12 protein-coding genes are annotated in these 17,491 nt (G+C 69.3%); 7 read left to right on the top strand and 5 right to left on the bottom strand.

Annotation, left to right across the window (positions count from 1 at the left end):
* Positions 1-109 precede the first annotated feature (109 nt).
* From HD600_RS09605 to HD600_RS09615, 3 genes are read left to right on the top strand one after another with little or no spacing between them, the layout of a single operon-like run.
* Entirely contained in the window at positions 110-1,114 is a 1,005-nt protein-coding gene (locus tag HD600_RS09605) for an ABC transporter permease (protein ID WP_144795944.1), read from the top strand.
* A gap of 13 nt (positions 1,115-1,127) precedes the next feature.
* On the top strand, positions 1,128-2,087 hold the full coding sequence (locus tag HD600_RS09610) for a carbohydrate ABC transporter permease (protein ID WP_144795943.1): 960 nt from the start codon (positions 1,128-1,130) through the stop codon (positions 2,085-2,087).
* A 31-nt stretch (positions 2,088-2,118) separates the two neighbouring features.
* The gene (locus tag HD600_RS09615; RefSeq protein ID WP_184283282.1) at positions 2,119-3,873 is read left to right on the top strand and encodes a type 2 periplasmic-binding domain-containing protein; all 1,755 of its coding nucleotides are present in this window, start codon (positions 2,119-2,121) and stop codon (positions 3,871-3,873) included.
* 60 nt (positions 3,874-3,933) lie between these two features.
* Here HD600_RS09615 and HD600_RS09620 read toward each other — a convergent pair whose 3' ends face one another.
* The 3 genes from HD600_RS09620 to HD600_RS09630 are packed head-to-tail and all read right to left on the bottom strand — an operon-like array spanning position 3,934 to position 7,913.
* On the bottom strand, positions 3,934-4,551 hold the full coding sequence (locus HD600_RS09620; protein ID WP_338402209.1) for a YesL family protein: 618 nt from the start codon (positions 4,549-4,551) through the stop codon (positions 3,934-3,936).
* Positions 4,552-5,526, bottom strand: a complete 975-nt coding sequence (locus tag HD600_RS09625) for a LacI family DNA-binding transcriptional regulator (protein WP_184283284.1) — start codon at positions 5,524-5,526, stop codon at positions 4,552-4,554.
* A complete protein-coding gene (locus tag HD600_RS09630; RefSeq protein ID WP_241731655.1) occupies positions 5,520-7,913 on the bottom strand; it encodes a glycosyl hydrolase family 95 catalytic domain-containing protein in 2,394 nt (797 codons plus the stop codon). Before HD600_RS09630 ends, HD600_RS09625 begins: the two co-directional genes overlap by 7 nt.
* Before the next feature lie 60 nt (positions 7,914-7,973).
* Between HD600_RS09630 and HD600_RS09635 the strand changes: the two genes are divergently transcribed.
* From HD600_RS09635 to HD600_RS09645, 3 genes are read left to right on the top strand one after another with little or no spacing between them, the layout of a single operon-like run.
* Positions 7,974-10,004, top strand: a complete 2,031-nt coding sequence (locus HD600_RS09635; protein ID WP_184283286.1) for a beta-galactosidase — start codon at positions 7,974-7,976, stop codon at positions 10,002-10,004.
* Positions 10,001-12,301: an alpha-xylosidase gene (yicI, locus tag HD600_RS09640; RefSeq protein WP_184283288.1), complete on the top strand. Its 2,301-nt coding sequence runs from the start codon at positions 10,001-10,003 to the stop codon at positions 12,299-12,301. Before HD600_RS09635 ends, yicI begins: the two co-directional genes overlap by 4 nt.
* Positions 12,298-14,787: a glycoside hydrolase family 3 C-terminal domain-containing protein gene (locus tag HD600_RS09645; RefSeq protein ID WP_184283290.1), complete on the top strand. Its 2,490-nt coding sequence runs from the start codon at positions 12,298-12,300 to the stop codon at positions 14,785-14,787. Before yicI ends, HD600_RS09645 begins: the two co-directional genes overlap by 4 nt.
* A 148-nt stretch (positions 14,788-14,935) precedes the next feature.
* Here the strand turns inward: HD600_RS09645 and HD600_RS09650 are convergent, their stop codons facing one another.
* Positions 14,936-15,964, bottom strand: coding sequence for an FUSC family protein (locus HD600_RS09650; protein WP_184283292.1), 1,029 nt, complete (start codon positions 15,962-15,964; stop codon positions 14,936-14,938).
* A gap of 70 nt (positions 15,965-16,034) precedes the next feature.
* Positions 16,035-16,709, bottom strand: coding sequence for an arsenate reductase/protein-tyrosine-phosphatase family protein (locus HD600_RS09655; RefSeq protein WP_241731656.1), 675 nt, complete (start codon positions 16,707-16,709; stop codon positions 16,035-16,037).
* Between the two features lie 94 nt (positions 16,710-16,803).
* Here HD600_RS09655 and HD600_RS09660 point away from each other — a divergent pair, with 94 nt between their 5' ends.
* Positions 16,804-17,412: a hypothetical protein gene (locus HD600_RS09660; RefSeq protein ID WP_184283294.1), complete on the top strand. Its 609-nt coding sequence runs from the start codon at positions 16,804-16,806 to the stop codon at positions 17,410-17,412.
* Positions 17,413-17,491: the final 79 nt, after the last annotated feature.

The following is a 17,491-nucleotide window of genomic DNA, read 5'->3' on the forward strand; positions in this document are numbered from 1 at the left end:
AGCGCTTCGCTTTGGCTGTTGCGCGGAGCGCGTCGAGCGTCTAGTCTTCGAGTCGAAGCGGTTCGACAAATCGACGACGATCGAACCGCGTACTACGAGGCGGTTCACGATGACGATCACCACGCCCACCACCGTCACCAGGACGTTGGCCGAGCAGCTCGACGAGAAGGGCGAACGCTCGCCCCGCGCACGCAAGCGCCAGGAGAAGCGTGCCGGCGGCCGCAAGTCCTTCGGCATGTTCCTGGTCATCGTGCCGTTCCTCGTGCTGGTGTTCCTGTTCAGCTACTTCCCGCTCTACGGGTGGATCTACTCCCTCTACGACTACAAACCCGCGCTCGGCCTCGAGGGCAGCGAGTTCGTCGGGCTCCAGTGGTTTCAGTTGCTCGTCAGCTCTCCCACGCAGATGGCGCAGATCGGGCAGGTGCTGCTGAACACGCTGGCGATCAGCTTCCTCGGCATCCTCACCTCGATCCTCCCGCTCGCCTTCGCGATCTTCCTCAACGAGGTCCGCGCCAAGTGGTTCCGCAACGCCGTGCAGACCCTGACGACGCTGCCGAACTTCATCTCGTGGGTGCTCGTCTACATGATCGCCTTCTCGTTGTTCTCCAGCTCCGGCCTCGTCAACAACGTGCTGGCGGACTTCGGGCTCATCACCGCCCCGATCAAGTTCCTCGACACGAGCGAGAACATCTGGCTCGTCATGACGCTGTGGAGCGTGTGGAAGGGCCTCGGCTGGGGCGCGATCATCTACCTCGCCGCCATCAGTGGCATCGACCCCTCCATGTACGAGTCGGCCAAGATCGACGGCGCCGGGCGCTTCCAGACCATGTGGTACATCACCGTCCCCGCCCTCATGCCGACCTACCTCGTCCTCCTGCTGCTGTCGGTGGCGAACCTGCTCAACAACGGCATGGAGCAGTACTTCGTGTTCCAGAACGCCTTCAACATGCAGTGGATCCAGGTGCTCGACTTGTACGTCTACAACATCGGCATGACGGGCAACAGCCTGTCGATGGCCACCGCGATCGGAATGCTCAAGAGCATCATCTCGGTCATCCTCCTGTTCACCGTCAACGGCATCGCCAAGCGTGTGCGCGGCGAAGCGATCGTCTGAGAGAGGCCGGACAATGACCGCGCTCGACACCGCGCTGAAAACGCGCCCCACGCGCCCATCCGCCCACCGCACGCCCGAACGGCGCTCCGGCGGCGACATGCTCTTCGCGATCGTGAACTACACGGTCTTCGGACTGCTCGTCGTGATCTGCGCCTACCCCTTCTACTACCTGATCATCAACTCGGTCAGCGCCAACGACCTCTCCGCGCTCGGCGAGGTGCGCCTGCTGCCGAGCGGATTCCACCTCGAGAACTACCAGCAGGTGTTCGCACTGAACGGGTTGTCCATGGCCGCCGTCGTCAGCGTCGCCCGCACCGTCATCGGCACGGTCGCGACGGTGCTCGCATCCGCCTTCCTCGGGTTCATGTTCACCCAGAGCAAGATGTGGGCCCGCCAGTTCTGGTACCGCTTCGTCATCGTCACGATGTACTTCAGCGCCGGCCTCATCCCGATCTTCATCATCATGAAGAACCTCGGCCTCACCAACAACTTCTGGGTCTACGTGCTGCCGTTCATCGTGCAGCCGTTCTTCATCATCCTCGTGAAGACCTACGTCGAATCGATGCCGGAGTCTCTGCAGGAGGCCGCCGAACTCGACGGTGCCAACATCGTGCAGATCTTCTTCAAGGTGTACCTGCCGAACATGACGCCGATCCTCGCGACCGTCGCGATCTTCGCCGCCGTCGCACAGTGGAACAGCTTCCAGGACACCCTGATCTACATCACCGACCAGAGCCTGTACACGCTGCAGTACCTGCTCTACATGTTCATCAACCAGGCATCGAGCCTCGCGCAGGCCGCGCAGAACGCCGGCGGCGACCTCAGCGCGATCGCCGGAGCGGCCACATCGCAGACGCCCACATCCATCCGCATGACGGTGTCGGTGATCGTCGTGCTGCCCATCATCTTCATCTACCCCCTGTTCCAGCGCTTCTTCGTGAAGGGCATCATGCTGGGCGCCGTCAAGGGCTGACGCGTCTTCGCACCATCAGAAAGGAAAAGCAATGAAGCTGAAGCGGAAAGCGGCGGCGGGGATCGCCGCACTTCTCGCGATCGGTCTGCTCACGTCCTGCACCGGAGGAAACTCCGACAAGGCCGTGGAGCAGGTCGACTCGTTCCCGAGCCAGTGGGACGAGGAGATCACGATCGACGTCTTCGACGGCCTCGCCAACTACATGGGCGTGCAGGAGGGCTGGTTCGGGAAGATCGTGAAGGACAAGTTCAACATGAAGTTGAACGTCATCGCCCCGAACGTCGCCGGCGGTGGCGACACCCTCTACAACACGCGCGTCTCGGCGGGTGACCTCGGCGACCTCATCATCGTCAACAAGGGCGAGCAGCTCGACGAGCTCATCCAGGGCGGACTCGTCGCCGACGCCACCCCCTACCTCCCCGCCATGGAGCACGTCGACCGCTTCGACATGGCCCTCGAGAAGCTCAACGAGAACGTCGACGGCGTCTACGCCTTCCCGACCTCGGTCTCCAGCATCCCGCCGACCGAACCCTCCGAGGGCATCGACCCGACCTTCGGGCCGTTCCTCCGCTGGGACCTCTACGCCGAACTCGGCTACCCCGAGATCGGCACGCTCGAAGACCTGCTGCCGATCCTGCAGGACATGCAGGAGCTCGAGCCGACCGCCCCGAACGGACAGAAGGTGTACGCCCTGTCGCTGTTCAAGGACTGGGACGGCAACTTCATGAACAACGCCAAGCAGCCGATCACCTACTACGGCTATGACGAAGTGCAGTTCGCGCTCGCCATGGCCGACGGCTCCGACTACCAGGGCATCCTCGACGACGACGGCATGTACGAGCGGGTGCTCCGCTTCTTCAACAAGGCCAACGAGATGGGCCTGGTCGACCCGGAGTCGACGACGCAGAACTACGACACCCTGTGGTCGAAGATGCAGAACGGGCAGGTGCTGTTCACCTGGTGGCCGTGGCTCGGACAGTCCGCCTACAACACCGACGAGAACATGGCCGCCGGCAAGGGCTTCATGATCGCCCCGATGCAGGACCAGAAGATCTTCTCCTACGGTGCCGAGGCCTACGGCGGCAAGCCGATCCTCGCGATCGGCAAGAACGCCGACGACCCCGAGCGGGTCGCCGCGTTCATCGACTGGCTGTACTCGGCCGAGGGCTCGCTGACCAACAGCAGCCAGACCATGGGCGCCGCAGGCCCCCAGGGCCTCACGTGGGACATGAACGACGCCGGCGAGCCCGAGCTCACCGACTTCGGCAAGGAGGTCTTCCTCGGCGGTGACGCTGCGGTCCCCGCCGAATGGGGCGGCGGCAACTACCTCGACGGCGTCTCCGCGCTGAACGTCAGCGTCGTGCTGCCGATCGACATCGACCCCGACACCGGCTACCCGTACAACTACAAGCTCTGGGACTCGTACCAGGAGTTCACGGCCAACCTCCTCACCGAGGACTGGGCAGCCCACATGGGCGGTGCCGCCACCACGATGGACTACCTCGTCGAGAACGACCAGGTCCTCGTCGCCCCCGGTGCGAGCTTCACCGTCCCGACGGACAGCTCCGAGATCGAGACGCTGCGCAACCAGGTGAAGGCCGTCATCGTGCAGTCGTCGTGGCAGGCGGTCTTCGCCGAGAACGAGGCGCAGTTCGACAAGATCTGGACGGACCTGCAGGAGACCGCGTCGGGCCTCGGATACGACAAGGTGCTCGAGGTCGACCTTGCAACCGCGAAGGAGCAGGACAAGCAGCGCAAGGCCGTGGTGGAGGAATTCGCCGAATAACGGATGCTGTGCAGAAGGCCCGGGGCGCGACGCGCTCCGGGCCTTCCTTATATATAGGGGTCAGGCGCCGGGGGTGTGGCGGGCGAAGATGCTCCGGAACAGGAACGCCGTGCCGTACGCGCCGACGGAGAAGCCGACCGTGGCGAGGATGACGCCGAACATGGGGAACAGGATCGTCACGCACACGAGAGTGGCCGGAACGAGAAGAAGCCCCATCGTGCGGATCGGCTCTGCCGTCGGGAGAAGCAGCGCGTTCTTCAGCGTCGCCCGCACGGGGTTGTCGTACACCGCCGTCAGCGCCATGGCGTAGAGGAACGCGGCGAAGACGTGCACGGCCGCGAGGATCGACACGACCATCGCGATGCCGCCGACGATCGTGGGGGAGCCCGACCAGAACAGTGCGCTGAACGCGAGCACGATCACGGCGGGCAGCAGCACGAGCCCGAGCAGCGACGCCTTCTTGGCGTTGCGCCCGAACGCCGGCATGAAGTCCTTCAGCGGACGCCCGCTCTCATCGTCCGAATAGCGGATCGTCACCTCGTACAGCGCCGCCGTCGCCGCAGGGATCGTCACGATCGGCAGACACAGCGCGAGATAGAGGAGATTGAGCGCGACGAAGCCGAGGAAGCCGGTCACGCCCTGCGCCGTACGCCCCTCCGGGTCGATGCCGATGCGCACTCAGACCGCCGAAGCCCCGGAGAAGCGCGGCTGCAGCAGCCGGACCCGCTCGGTCGTCTCGCCCTCGAGCGCACCGAGGATCGCCCGCGCGGCCGCCGCGCCGATCTCGGTCGCCGGCACCTCGATCGTGTCGACGAGGCCCGCGACGCCATGAACGAGCTGCAGCGGGCTCAGCGCGATGACGTCGCGCTTCGTCGCGTCGTTGCGCACGTGCGCGGCGACGTGGGGGAGCGCGGCCTCGTTGTGGAACAGGATGCCGGTGATCGCCGCATCCTCGTCGAGCACGGCATCCACGGCATCCACCGCATCCGCGGAACTCGGGCAGGCATGCACGGAGCCGGTGATCCCCAGCTCCTCGCACGCCGCGAGGAACCCGCGGTTCAACCGCACCGCATACGAGGTGTGTCGCTCGAGGACCTCGGCCGGCGCCCCGAACAGCGCGACCCTCGTGTGGCCGAGAGCAGCGAGGCGCTCGGCGGCCAATCGCCCCGCGGCCTCGAAGTCGAAGTCGACGCAGATGAGATCGCCGGCCCCCGACGGCAGCCCGATGAGCACCGTCGGCGTCGAGAGCTCCCGCAGCGTCGCGATACGGGGGTCCTCCGACTCGATGTCCATGACCATGAGCGCATCGACGCGCGACCCCCGCGCGGCGTTCACCAGGCCGTCGGCATCGTCACTGGTCAGCAGCAGGATGTCGTAGTGGTTGTCCCGCGCCTCCTTCACGACGCCCGCGACGATCTCCATGATGACGTGCACGTCGACCCCGGCGCGGAGCGGCGCCTGCAGCCCGATCACGTTCGTCGACCGCGACGCGAGCGAACGCGCACTGGCATGTGGGCTGTACTCGAGCTTCGCGATCGCGGACTCGACCCGCTCCCTGGTGTCCTGCGAGATGGTGCGCTTGCCGCTCATCACATAGGACACCGTCGAGATCGAGACGCCGGCTGCTGCTGCCACATCGGCGATCGTCACCATGAGTGCTCCTTCATCGCACGGGGACGTGCGTCTTCCGTCATTGTCTCAATCGTCGTGGCCCTGTTCGGCACCAGCTCGACGATTCGTTCGTCCAGTCCCGCGCCGCGCAGCCGCACCGACTGCGCGCGTGTGCTGTACAGCGTCACCTGCGCCACCCGCCCCGCCGACCACGTCACGTCGACGGTCACTCCGCCGCGTGCCCGGATGCCGCGCACCGCGCCCTCCGGCCAGGCGGCCGGAAGCGCGGGAAGCAGCTCGATCACCTCGCCGTGCGACTGCACGAGCGCCTCGGCGACCGCCGCCGTGAACCCGAGGTTGCCGTCGATCTGGAACGGCGGATGCGCGCTGAACAGGTTGCGGTACACCCCGCCCCGGTGCGCGGAACCATCGCCCTCGCCGGTCTGGTCGGCGCTGCGCAGCAGCATCCGCAGCTGGGCGTGCACGCGCTCGCCGTCCCGCAGACGCGCCCACATCAACGCCCGCCAGGCCAGCGCCCAACCGGTCGACTCCGGGCCACGGCCGAGGATCGACTCACCCGCGGCGACGGCGAGGTCGGGGGTGGCATCCGGGGTGATGAGTCCGAGCGGGAACAGGCCGACGAGGTGCGACAGATGCCGGTGGTCGGGCTCTGCGTCCTCGACGTCCGCGCTCCATTCGGCGATGCGTCCTCGGCCGTCGACAGCGACCGGGGGTAGGAGAGCGGTGAGGTCGGCGAGCGCGGTCACCCAGGGCTCGTCGAGGCCGAGCACGCGAGCGCCCTCGTTGTAGGCCGCCGACAGCTCACGCAGCAGTTCGGCATCCATCGTCGCCATGAGCCCGATCGCCCGCGGGGTGCCCTCGGCATCGAGCCAGCGGTGCTCGGGCGAGGTCGACGGACTCGTCCACGCGCGCTCGCCGTCGCTCTGGATCCAGTCGAGCGCGAAGCGCGCCGTGCGCACGAGCACCGGCCACGCGGTATCCCGTAACCATTCCCGGTCGCCACTGAACAGCCAGTGCTCCCACAGGTGCAAGCTCAGCCAGACACCGCCCATCGGCCACGTCGACCAACTCGGTTCGCCGACGACCGCCCCCGAGAACCCCCAGGGGTCGGTGTTGTGGTGCAGCACCCAGCCGTCGGTGCCGTACAGCTCCCGCGCGGCCACGGCGCCCGGCCCCGACGACACGCGATCCACGAACTCGAGCAGTGGCTCGTGACACTCGGCGAGATTCGTCGTCTCCGCCGGCCAGTACGCCATCTCGAGGTTGATGTTCGTCGTGTACCCGCTCGACCACGGGCCGGGCAGCTCGGCGTTCCAGATGCCCTGCAGATTCGCCGGCAGCCCGCCGGGCCGCGACGCCGACATCAGCAGGTAACGGCCGTAGTGGAACGACAGCGCCACCAGGCCAGGGTCGTCGTCGTGCTGCGCGCGGAGGATGCGCTCATCCGTGTCGAGCGCCGCGACCTCGGCGGCGACGGGCAGGTCGAGGGCGCAACGGTCGTAGAGCTCCCGGTGCGCGGTGATGTGCGCGGTACGCAGCGCCCCGGCATCCGCGCCGTCGGCGTGCACGGCACCCGACGGCATGGCGACGGCGGCAGCCGACGAGACGGCATCCCCGTCGTGATCGGCGGTGGCGGTGCCGATCGTGATCAGGTGCTCGCGGCGGGCTGCGGTGCGCAGCGTGCCGTCTGCGACCTCGGCGGCGGAGCCCGCGGCGACCACGACCGCGCCCCGTCGCCCGTGATCGACGTCGTACCGGATGTCGGCCGGCGGCTCGGCATGCCCTGGCGGGACGTCGACGGGCAGATGCCAGTGGGTGACGAGGGCGAGCGGTGCGTCGGCGACGTGCGCGCTGTCGAGGACGGGGAAGGGGCCGGTGACGCGGACCTCGAGCCGCACCGGCTTGTCGGCCAGTACCCGATGGACGATCGCCCCGGTGACGGCATCCGCCCACGTCTCATGACGCACCGTCCCGACGCCCTGCACGATGTACGCGTGCGCGGCGACGCCCGTGCGCAGGTCGAGCGACCGTTCCAGAAGCGACGCGCTCGCCTCGTCGTGGTCGAGGAGGGCGACGTCGAGCGTGCCGAACGGCAGGAAGGCCTGTACCCACGGCGTCTGCTGCTGCCGCACCAGCCGATCGGCGAGATCGAGGTCGCCGGCGGTGATGGCGGACCGCACGGCGGCGAGGGCTTCGGCCCCTGCGGTCGCGTCCGATCGCGGCTCGTCGGGGGCGGGCCCCGACCACGCCGTGCCCTCGTTCAGATGCAGACGCTCACCCGCGGGGCGCCCCTCGCACATCGCGGCGCGGTGCCCGTTTCCGACGGGAAGGGCGTCCGTCCAGACGGTCGACGGACGTCGGTATCGCAGGACGTGCAGGGCATCATCGCCCCGCGTGGACATCGGCATGTGGTTAGTATATGTTCTCGTTGTTGAAACGCTTCGACAATTCGACGGAGAACTCTGAAAATGTCATCGACGACCACGGCGCGAGCCGCCTTCGACGCGCTCATCAGCGAGCGCGGGCTGGCCTTCGGTGGTGACTACAACCCCGAGCAGTGGCCGCGCGAGACCTGGCTCGAGGACGTGCGGCTCATGCGCGAGGCCGGGGTGAACTTCGTCACCGTCGGCGTGTTCAGCTGGGCGATGATCGAACCCCGCCCCGGCGCCAGGGAGTGGGGCTGGCTCGACGAGATCCTCGAACTCCTCCACGACAACGGCATCGCCGTCGACCTCGCCACGCCCGTCGCCTCGCCGCCGCCATGGCTGGGCCTCCAGCATCCAGAGGTGCTGCCCGTCGACGCCGACGGCGTGCGGCTGATCGCCGGATCCCGCAACCAGTTCTCCCCGGCATCCCGCGTCTACCGTGAGCATGCACTCGCCATCACCCGTGACCTCGCCGCGCGCTACGCCGGCCACCCGGCCGTCCGGATGTGGCACGTCGGCAACGAATACGGGCAGATCGACCACGGCGACGAGGCCGCCCGCGAGTTCCGCCACTGGCTGCGCGAGCGCCACGGCGACATCGACACGCTCAACGCCGCCTGGAACACCGCGTTCTGGTCGCAGCGGTACGACTCGTTCGACGAGATCCTGCCGCCGCGCCGCATGCCGTACCTCGTCAACCCCGCGCAGTCGCTCGACTTCCGCCGGTACAGCTCCGACCAGCTGCGCGCCTGCTACCGCGAGCTGCGCGATGCGATCCGCGCCGCGGGAGCGCAGCAGCCCATCACGACGAACTTCATGGGCTTCTTCGCACACGTCGACTACCACTCGTGGGCGGGCGACGTCGACGTCATCTCCGACGACCAGTACCCCGACCCCGCCGATCCGCACGCGCCCAGCGACATCGCCCTCGTGCAGGACCTCATGCGCTCACTCGGCCGAGGACGCAGCTGGATGCTCATGGAGCAGTCCATCAGCGCGGTCTCGTGGCGCGAGCACAACCTGCCGAAGTCGCCGCGGCGCGCGCGACGCGACTCGCTGCAGGCCGTCGCGCGAGGAGCAGACGCGATCTGCTTCTTCCAGTGGCGCCAGGCGCGCTCGGGCGCCGAGCGCTTCCACTCGTCGATGCTCCCGCACGCCGGTGCCGACAGCGACGTGTTCCGCGGTGCCTGCCGCCAGGGGGCCGACCTCCGCCGCCTCGCCGCCGTCGCGGGCAGCACCGTGCGCACCGACGTCGCGATGCTGTTCGACTGGTCGAGCTGGTGGGCGGGGGAGGAGCCGGCCCGCCCCACGCACCGGCTGTCGACCATGGAGCAGATGAACCGCTGGTACCGGTCGCTGTGGCGCCGCGGCATCCCCGTCGACGTCCTGCACCCCGACGCCGACCTCGACGGCTACCGGGTCATCCTCGTGCCGCACGCGTACATCCTCAGCGATGCGGCCGCCGCCGCGCTCGCCGCGGCCGTCGAACGAGGAGCACAGGTCGTCGTCGGCCCATTCAGCGGTGTCGCCGATGACAACGCGGGCATCCTGCAGGGACGATCGCCCGTGCAGCTGCGCACCCTCATCGGCGCCAGCGGCGAGGAGTGGTCCGGCATCCTCCCCGGCTCCCTTCGCCTGGCGGGCGACCTCGCAGCGGCCGACGACCCGCAACCGACGGCGAGCATCCTCGCCGAGCGCCTGCGCGTCGAAGGCGGAGAGGTCATCGCGACCCACGACGGCGGCGAACTCGACGGCATCCCCGCCATCGTCCGGAGCACCGGCACGTGGTACCTCGGCACCGTCGTATCGGACGGCACGCTCGATGCCGTCCTCGCCGGCGCCCTGGCCGCCGCGCACGTCACCGGCCCCATCCCCGGAGTCGAGGTCCTCCCCGACGGCCTCGAAGCCGTCCGGCGCGGCGACGTGCTGTTCCTCCTGAACCACACGCACCACCCCATCGATGTGCCGGTGAGACCGGGTCTGATCGACCTGCTCACCGGAGAAGAGACCGAAGACGTCGTCGGCATCGCGCCGGGTGATGTCCGAGCACTGAGCGAAAGGCACGACAGGTGAAGTTCACCGATGGCTACTGGCTGACCCGACCGGGGCTCACCCCGCTGTTCGCGGTCGAGGTCGACGACATCCGCATCGACGAGACGGCGGGGACCCTCACCGTCTACGCTCCGACGACCCACATCCGCCACCGCGGCGACACGCTGAACCGCCCCATGATCACGGTGACCTACTCGTCGCCGGCACCGGGCGTCGTCAAGGTGCGCGTGCAGCGGCACGCCGGCGCCGTGCACCGCGGACCGGACTTCGCGATCACCGCCGAGGACGGCTTCACCCCGTCGGTCTCCGTCAGCGACACCGAGGGCGTGCTGCGCACCGGTGACCTCACCGTCCGCGTGGCCCGCGGCGACGGCTGGAACGTCACCTTCGAAGAGGACGGCCGGGTGCTCACCCGCTCCGAGCCCCGATCGATCGCCCACTACACCGAGACGGCGTCGCGCGACCACGCCGCCCCGCGCACCTGGGTGCACCAGCAGCTCGCCCTCGCCCCCGGCGAGCGGGTCTACGGATTCGGCGAGCGCTTCGGCGCCTTCGCGAAGAACGGTCAGGTCATCGAGAGCTGGAACGCCGACGGCGGCACATCCAGCGAACAGGCTTACAAGTCCGTGCCGTTCTACCTCTCGGCCCGCGGCTACGGCGTGCTCGTCGACGACCCGGGGGCGGTGTCCTTCGAGGTCGGCAGCGAGGTCAACTCCCGCGTGCAGTTCTCGGTCGAGGGCGAGACGCTCGACTACTACCTCATCGGCGGCGGCACGCCCAAGGCCGTGCTCAGCCGGTACACGGCACTCACCGGCCGCCCGGCACGCGTGCCGGCATGGTCGTTCGGCCTGTGGCTCACCACCTCGTTCACCGCCGAGTACGACGAGGCGACCGTCAACGAGTTCATCGACGGGTTCGAGGAGCGGGGCCTCCCGCTGAGCGTCTTCCACTTCGACTGCTTCTGGATGCGCGAGTACCAGTGGACCGACTTCGAATGGGACCCGCGGACCTTCCCCGACCCCGAGGGGCAGCTCGCGCGGCTGCACGAGCGCGGCCTCAAGGTCTCGGCCTGGATCAACCCGTACATCGCCCAGCGCTCTGCACTGTTCGCCGAAGCCGCAGCCAACGGCTACCTGCTCCGCCGCACCGACGGCAGCATCTGGCAGTGGGACCTGTGGCAGGCGGGCATGGGCATCGTCGACTTCACGAACCCCGACGCCGCCGCCTGGTACGTCGGCCACCTCGAGCGCCTCATGCAGCAGGGCGTCGACACGTTCAAGACCGACTTCGGCGAGCGGATCCCGCACGAGGGTGTGGAGTGGTTCGACGGCTCCGACCCCGCCCGCATGCACAACTACTACCCGCAGCTCTACAACGAGGTCGTCTTCCGCGCCCTCGAGAAGCAGCGCGGAACCGGAGAGGCCGTGCTGTTCGCCCGCTCGGCGACCGCCGGTGGACAGCAGTTCCCCGTGCACTGGGGCGGCGACTCCGACTCGACGTTCTCGTCGATGGCCGAGTCCCTGCGCGGCGGCCTGTCGCTGGCGATGAGCGGCTTCGGATACTGGAGCCACGACATCGGCGGATTTGAGGGGATGCCGGATGCCGGACTCTTCAAGCGCTGGCTCGCCTTCGGCCTGCTCTCCTCGCACTCTCGGCTGCACGGCTCCAGCAGCTTCCGGGTGCCGTGGATCTTCGACGACGAGGCCGTCGAGGTCACCCGCGCCTTCACGAACCTGAAGATGCGGCTCATGCCGTACCTCGCACAGGTCGCCGAAGAGGCCCATGCCGACGGTATCCCGATGATGCGTGCCATGGTGCTCGAGTTCCCCGAGGACCGCTCCGGTCACGACGCCGACACGCAGTACATGCTCGGCGACTCCCTCCTCGTCGCGCCGGTGTTCACCGCCGAGGGCGATGTGTCGTACTACCTGCCCGAGGGGGAGTGGACCTCGCTGCTGGACGGCTCGGTCGCTCAGGGCAGCCGCTGGGTCGACGAGACGCACGACTACCTCTCCGTCCCGCTGCGCGTGCGCCCCGGCACCGTGCTCCCGTGGGGTGCGGACGATGCGCGCCCCGACTACGAGTGGGCCGACGGCGTGACGCTCCGCTGCTTCGCGCTCCCCGACGGGTACGACGAGGTGACGGTGGTCCCAGGGCTCTCCGGCGGCTCGACGTCGTTCCGTGTCCGGCGCGCCGGTGACACCGTGACGGCGTCGAGCACGGATGCCACGGCATCCTGGTCTGTGCAGGTCGGCGACGCCGTCGCATCCGCCGACGGAGCGGGCGAGATCTCGATCACGCTGGAGGGCACCCGATGAACTTCCGACGCACCGACCTGTCCGTGCGCGAGCGCGCCGCGGACCTTCTCACGCAACTGACGCCGGACGAGCGGCTCGCCATGCTGCACCAGGCGATGCCGGCGATCGAGCGGTTGGGGGTCGCGGAGTCCCGCACCGGCGCCGAAGCGCTGCACGGTGTCGCCTGGCTCGGCACCGCCACGGTGTTCCCGCAGCCGGTCGGCATGGCGGCGACCTGGGATCCCGAGCTCGTCGAGGCGATCGGCGAGGTGGCGGCGACCGAGCTGCGAGCCAAGCGCGCCGAGAACCCGCTCGTGAGCCTCAATGCCTGGGCGCCGGTGGTCAACACCCTGCGCCACCCGCAGTGGGGCCGCAACGAGGAGGGCTACTCCGAGGACCCGCACCTCACCGGTCAGCTCGGATGCGCGTACGCCCAGGGCCTCCGCGGACGGCACGAGCGGGTGTGGAAGACGGTACCGGCGCTCAAGCACTTCCTCGCCTACAGCAACGAGACGGACCGGTCGGCGACCTCGAGCGAGATGTCGCTCCGCACGCTCCACGAGGAGGAGCTCCCCGCGTTCCGCCCGGCGATCGAGCAGCAGACCGCCGGGTCCATGATGCTCGCCTACAACCGGGTCAACGGCACCCCCGCGCACACCCAGCCGGAACTCGTCGCCGAGGCCCGCAGCTGGACCGACGGGTCGCTCGCGATCGTGTCGGATGCCGGTGCGCCGACGTTCATGGTCACGATCCAGGGCGCGCAGCCCGACGGCGTGCACGCCGCGGCCGCCCTCGTCCGCAGCGGCATGGACTCCTTCACCGACAACGACGCCGACGCCGGCCCCACGATCGCCCACCTCACCGCCGCGCTCGAGCAGGGGCTGCTCAGCCGCGAGGACATCGATCGGGCGGCGGCACGCATCCTCGAGATGCGCATCCGCACCGGCGAGTTCGACGCCGACGACCCTCACGCGGGGATCGGCGCCGACGCCATCGATGCGCCGGACGCACGCGCCCTCGCCCGTGAAGCGGCAGGACGATCGGTCGTCGTGCTCCGCAACGATGCCGGACTCCTCCCGCTCGCCGAGCCGCAGCGCATCGCCGTGGTCGGTCCGCTCGCGGACGCCGTGCTCACCGACTGGTACTCCGGCACGCCGCCGTACGCGGTCGGCATCGCCTCCGGCCTGCGGGCGCGATACCCCGACGCTGCGGTGACGGTGGAGACCGGCGCCGACACGATCAGGCTCCGGGCGGCGGACGGGCACGATGTCGTCGCCTCGGCCGACGGCGCAGAGGTCGCGGCGATCGGCGCAGCGTCATCGGGGGAGGAGGCGCTGTTCGACGTCACCGACTGGGGTGACGGTCTGCTCACCCTCCGATCGCACGCCAGCGGCCGACTGCTCACCGGTGGCGCGTGGCCGATGAAGGCCGACGCCGAGCGGGTCGGCGGCTGGGTCGTGCAGGAGAGCTTCTGCAGGCACGAGCACGCCGACGGCACCTGGTCGCTGCTGCACCTCGGCTCCGGACGCTGGGTGCGCGTCTCGCGCGACGTCGGCCTCCTTCTCGCCGAGGGCGTCACCCTCGACGACGCGGCGCGCTTCGACGTCGAGACCGTGCGCTCGGGGAGCGACGCGGTGGCGGCGGCCGCGGCATCCGCCGACGTCGTCGTCGTCGCGGTCGGCAACGATCCGCACCTCGCAGGGCGCGAGACCGCCGACCGGCCGCACCTCTTCCTTCCCGAGGCGTTCGTCGGCATCTGGCGCACGGCGCAGCAGGCGAACACGAACACTCTGCTGACAATCGTGTCCAGTTACCCGTATGTGCTTGGCGAGGCGGATGCCGCGGCGTCGGTCGTCTGGTCGAGCCACGGCGGACAGGAACTCGGCAACGGCATCGCGGACGTCCTCAGTGGAGACCGCGAACCCACGGGGCGCCTCGCGCAGTCCTGGCCCGCTGACCCCGCGCAGGCCGGCGACCTGTTCGACTACGACACGCTGCGCCAGCAGGCGACCTACCGTCACCAGCCGGACCCCTACGCGTTCGCGTTCGGACACGGCCTGACCTACTCGTCGGTGGCGTACGCGTCGATCACCGCGACCGCGGCCGTCTCTGCGCCGGAACCCACCCACCGGCACGCCGCCCTCGGAGAGCCGGGTGACGTGCAGGTTGCCGTCACCGTCGCCAACGACGGCGACCGCCCGGCCGAGGAACTCGTGCAGGTGTACGCCCTCGCGCCGTCGACGCTGCCCCTTCCCGCTCCGCGCCGACTGCTCGTCGCCTACCGGCGGGTGCGGCTCGAACCCGGCGAGCGCCGAGACGTCGCCCTGTCGTTCGACGTGGCGCGGCTCGCGGTCTGGGACGACGCGCTCCGGGTGGACGAGGCGCCACAGGACTGGCTGCACGAGGGAGCGTTGCGCGTCCAGCCGGGGACCTATGTGCTCGCGGCCGGCCCGAGCGCGGACGAGTTGCCGGTCTCGGCGGAGCTGACGGTGCACGCGGCATCCTGACCCGGGGTTCCGCCCCCGTCACCCGCGGCGGAACGAGGGGGATCGCCCCCGTACCGCCGCGGGTGCGCACGCCATACGATGCGAGTGCTGGGCGCTCGATCCCGGCGCACCCCTCAGCAATGGGGTCGGGCGTCTCTGCTGTCCGCCGTCAGCGGGAGTCCGCGACGGCGCCCGTGCTCCGCGCGGCCCGCCGGCTGAGGTACCGGTGCCCCGCCCACATCACGGCGACCGCCGCCGCCGCGCCGATGAGCGTGTAGAGGGTGCGCTCGCCGACGGAGAACAGCAGGTCGCGCGTGCTCCCCGAGGTCTGCAGGACGACGGCGGGCGTGAGGAGCATCGCGAAGACCCAGTAGGGCAGCTTGAGGTTGGCGTACGCGGCGCCGATGGTGAGGACGAACGCGATCACGGTGATCACCGTGGGGAACCCGTGCAGCAGCCCGACGATGATCACGGCGATGAGTGCGCCGGCCAGTGTGCCGCCCACCCGCTCCAGCACCCGCCGTGTGGAGTCGGCGTAGTACGGCTGGACGACGACGAAGAACGTGAGGATGATCCACCAGGATGCCGGGTCAAGCCACTGCATGCAGATGAACGCCGTGATGCCGATGAGGATGCCGAGAGCGGCGGCGAAGTGCCGCGCGGTGTGGCCGGCAACCGCGCGCGGCGGCTTCACCCCCACGGTGCGGACGACGAACGCCCCAACCAGTGACGTCCACAGTCCGCCGCCGGCGACGTACGCCATCGCCGTGAGACCGGAGACGATCGAGGCGTCAGCGGCGACGGTGCCGCTCGGCAGCGTGACGAAGAGGTTCCCGATCAGCGCGTACGCCACCAGCGGACCGGCGAAAGCGGCCATGAGGTGCCACCCCCTCGCTGCCGCGAGTCCCGTTCCGACGGCGACCGCCGCCATGAAGATCGCACCGAGGAGGGGGATGTCGCGCAACAGGAGAGCGATGCCCATCAGCGACGGGGTGAGGACGGATGCGGCGAGGGCGAGGCGCCGGTGGGTGAACAGGCCCATGAGGGCGGGGAGCATCCCCAGGTACCAGAGGCTGCCGTTGGCATGCAGAGGAGAGGCGCTCAGCGCGATCATCGGAGCGACGACGAGCAGCGCCATGACGACGAGCAGCGGCACCCCGGTCCTGCGGGCGGCGGGGGAGGGCGACTCGGCTGTCATAGCCCCACGGTAGAACGGCGCCGTCCGTTCCGGCTCGCACCGCGCCGGATGCGAAACCGCCGGCCCGTGGTCACGCCAGGGTCGCGCGCAGCACCCGTGCGACCTCGCGGACAGCGGGCACGAGCTGCGCCGCCGACTCCTCGTACGTCTCGCGTGAGCGCCGGTACGGGTCGATGACATCGTCGTCCTGCGGCGGTACCGGAGGCACCGCGCCACGCTGCTGCGTGACGAGTGCAGTGACGGCGGCCAGGCGAGCACGCGGCGCGGTGCCGGCGGCGTCCGCTGCGGCCGCGATCGCACCATCGCTCAGGTCACCGGAGAGCCGTGCGAACTCGCGGATCGTGAACGTCTGCCGCAGCAGCCGAGGAGCGAGCTCGACCGCGCCGGTGCGGTGCTCGCGGGCCATGGTGAGCACGAGGTCGGCATCCTCGGCGATCGGCTCGAGAAGCCAGCGGGCGCGATGCGCCGCGACGACGTCCTCCGATGCGCCGTACTGCACGGCGAGGTCCTGCGCGTCGGCCGTCATGGGCTTGTCGATGAGCGCCCTGGTACCCGCACTGTGCACGCGCACCGGCGTGCCCTCCAACTCGGCCCGCAGCAGCGCCTCGGCCATGGGGGAGCGGCAGATGTTCCCCGTGCACACCGTGAGGATCCTCACCGGTTCGTCGCCCGCGCGCGCCCGCAATGCCTCTGCCCGCTCGCGCAGTTCGCGTCGGGTCATACCGGAGGGCAGGGAGGAGCTCATGTCTCCACAATAAGAGGCCGGAAGCCCCGAGCAGTCCACCGGATCCGCTCCCATAAGATGGCACTGAGTCGCCCCGCGGCTCCGAGAGGGGATCATGCGTACGACACTCGTTCGGCGTGCCATCGCGGCCACCGCGGCGGTCGCCGCATCCATCGCCATCGTCGGCTGCGGCCCCGCTCCCTGGAGTGACGGACCCGAGGCGTCGAAGTCGCCGTCGCCCACTGTCGCGCCGCCCGCTCCCAACGACCTCTCCGGGGGTGCGACAGAGCGCGAGCTCACCGCAGGAGCCGTCACCGCCCAGGTCGACTACTGGTCGACGCTCTCGATGGATCGGTGGACGGCGGATGCCGTCAAGCCGGTGAGCATCTCGCTGGTCACCACCGTCACCCCTGACGACGGGCAGAAGGTATACCTGCAGAAGGCGTCGATGCTCGCCGTCCCCGCGAACGCGACGGAGACCTTCGCTCCGCTCGAGGCGCAGGTCGATGCCGCCAGCGTCGCCCCCGGCTACCTCGTGCTCTCGCCGTACAGCTATTCGCAGACCTTCAACGTCGGGCCGGTCGACCCCGCGGCGACGCACGTGACGATCCAGTTCACCTACGACTTCCTCGTGCAGACGACGCCGACCTCCAGCGAATACGCAAAGCAGACGGCGACGGACACTCTCACCGTCGCGATCGCGCAGCCCGCCGACGCGGAGTGATCGACGGCAGCGCAAGATCAGCGCAAGATCAGCGCAAGCCCACGGCATAACGCCGAAAACCGCGAGAATGCGCGGGTAA

The organism is Microbacterium ginsengiterrae (assembly GCF_014205075.1).
In the GTDB taxonomy this organism is placed as follows: domain Bacteria; phylum Actinomycetota; class Actinomycetes; order Actinomycetales; family Microbacteriaceae; genus Microbacterium; species Microbacterium ginsengiterrae.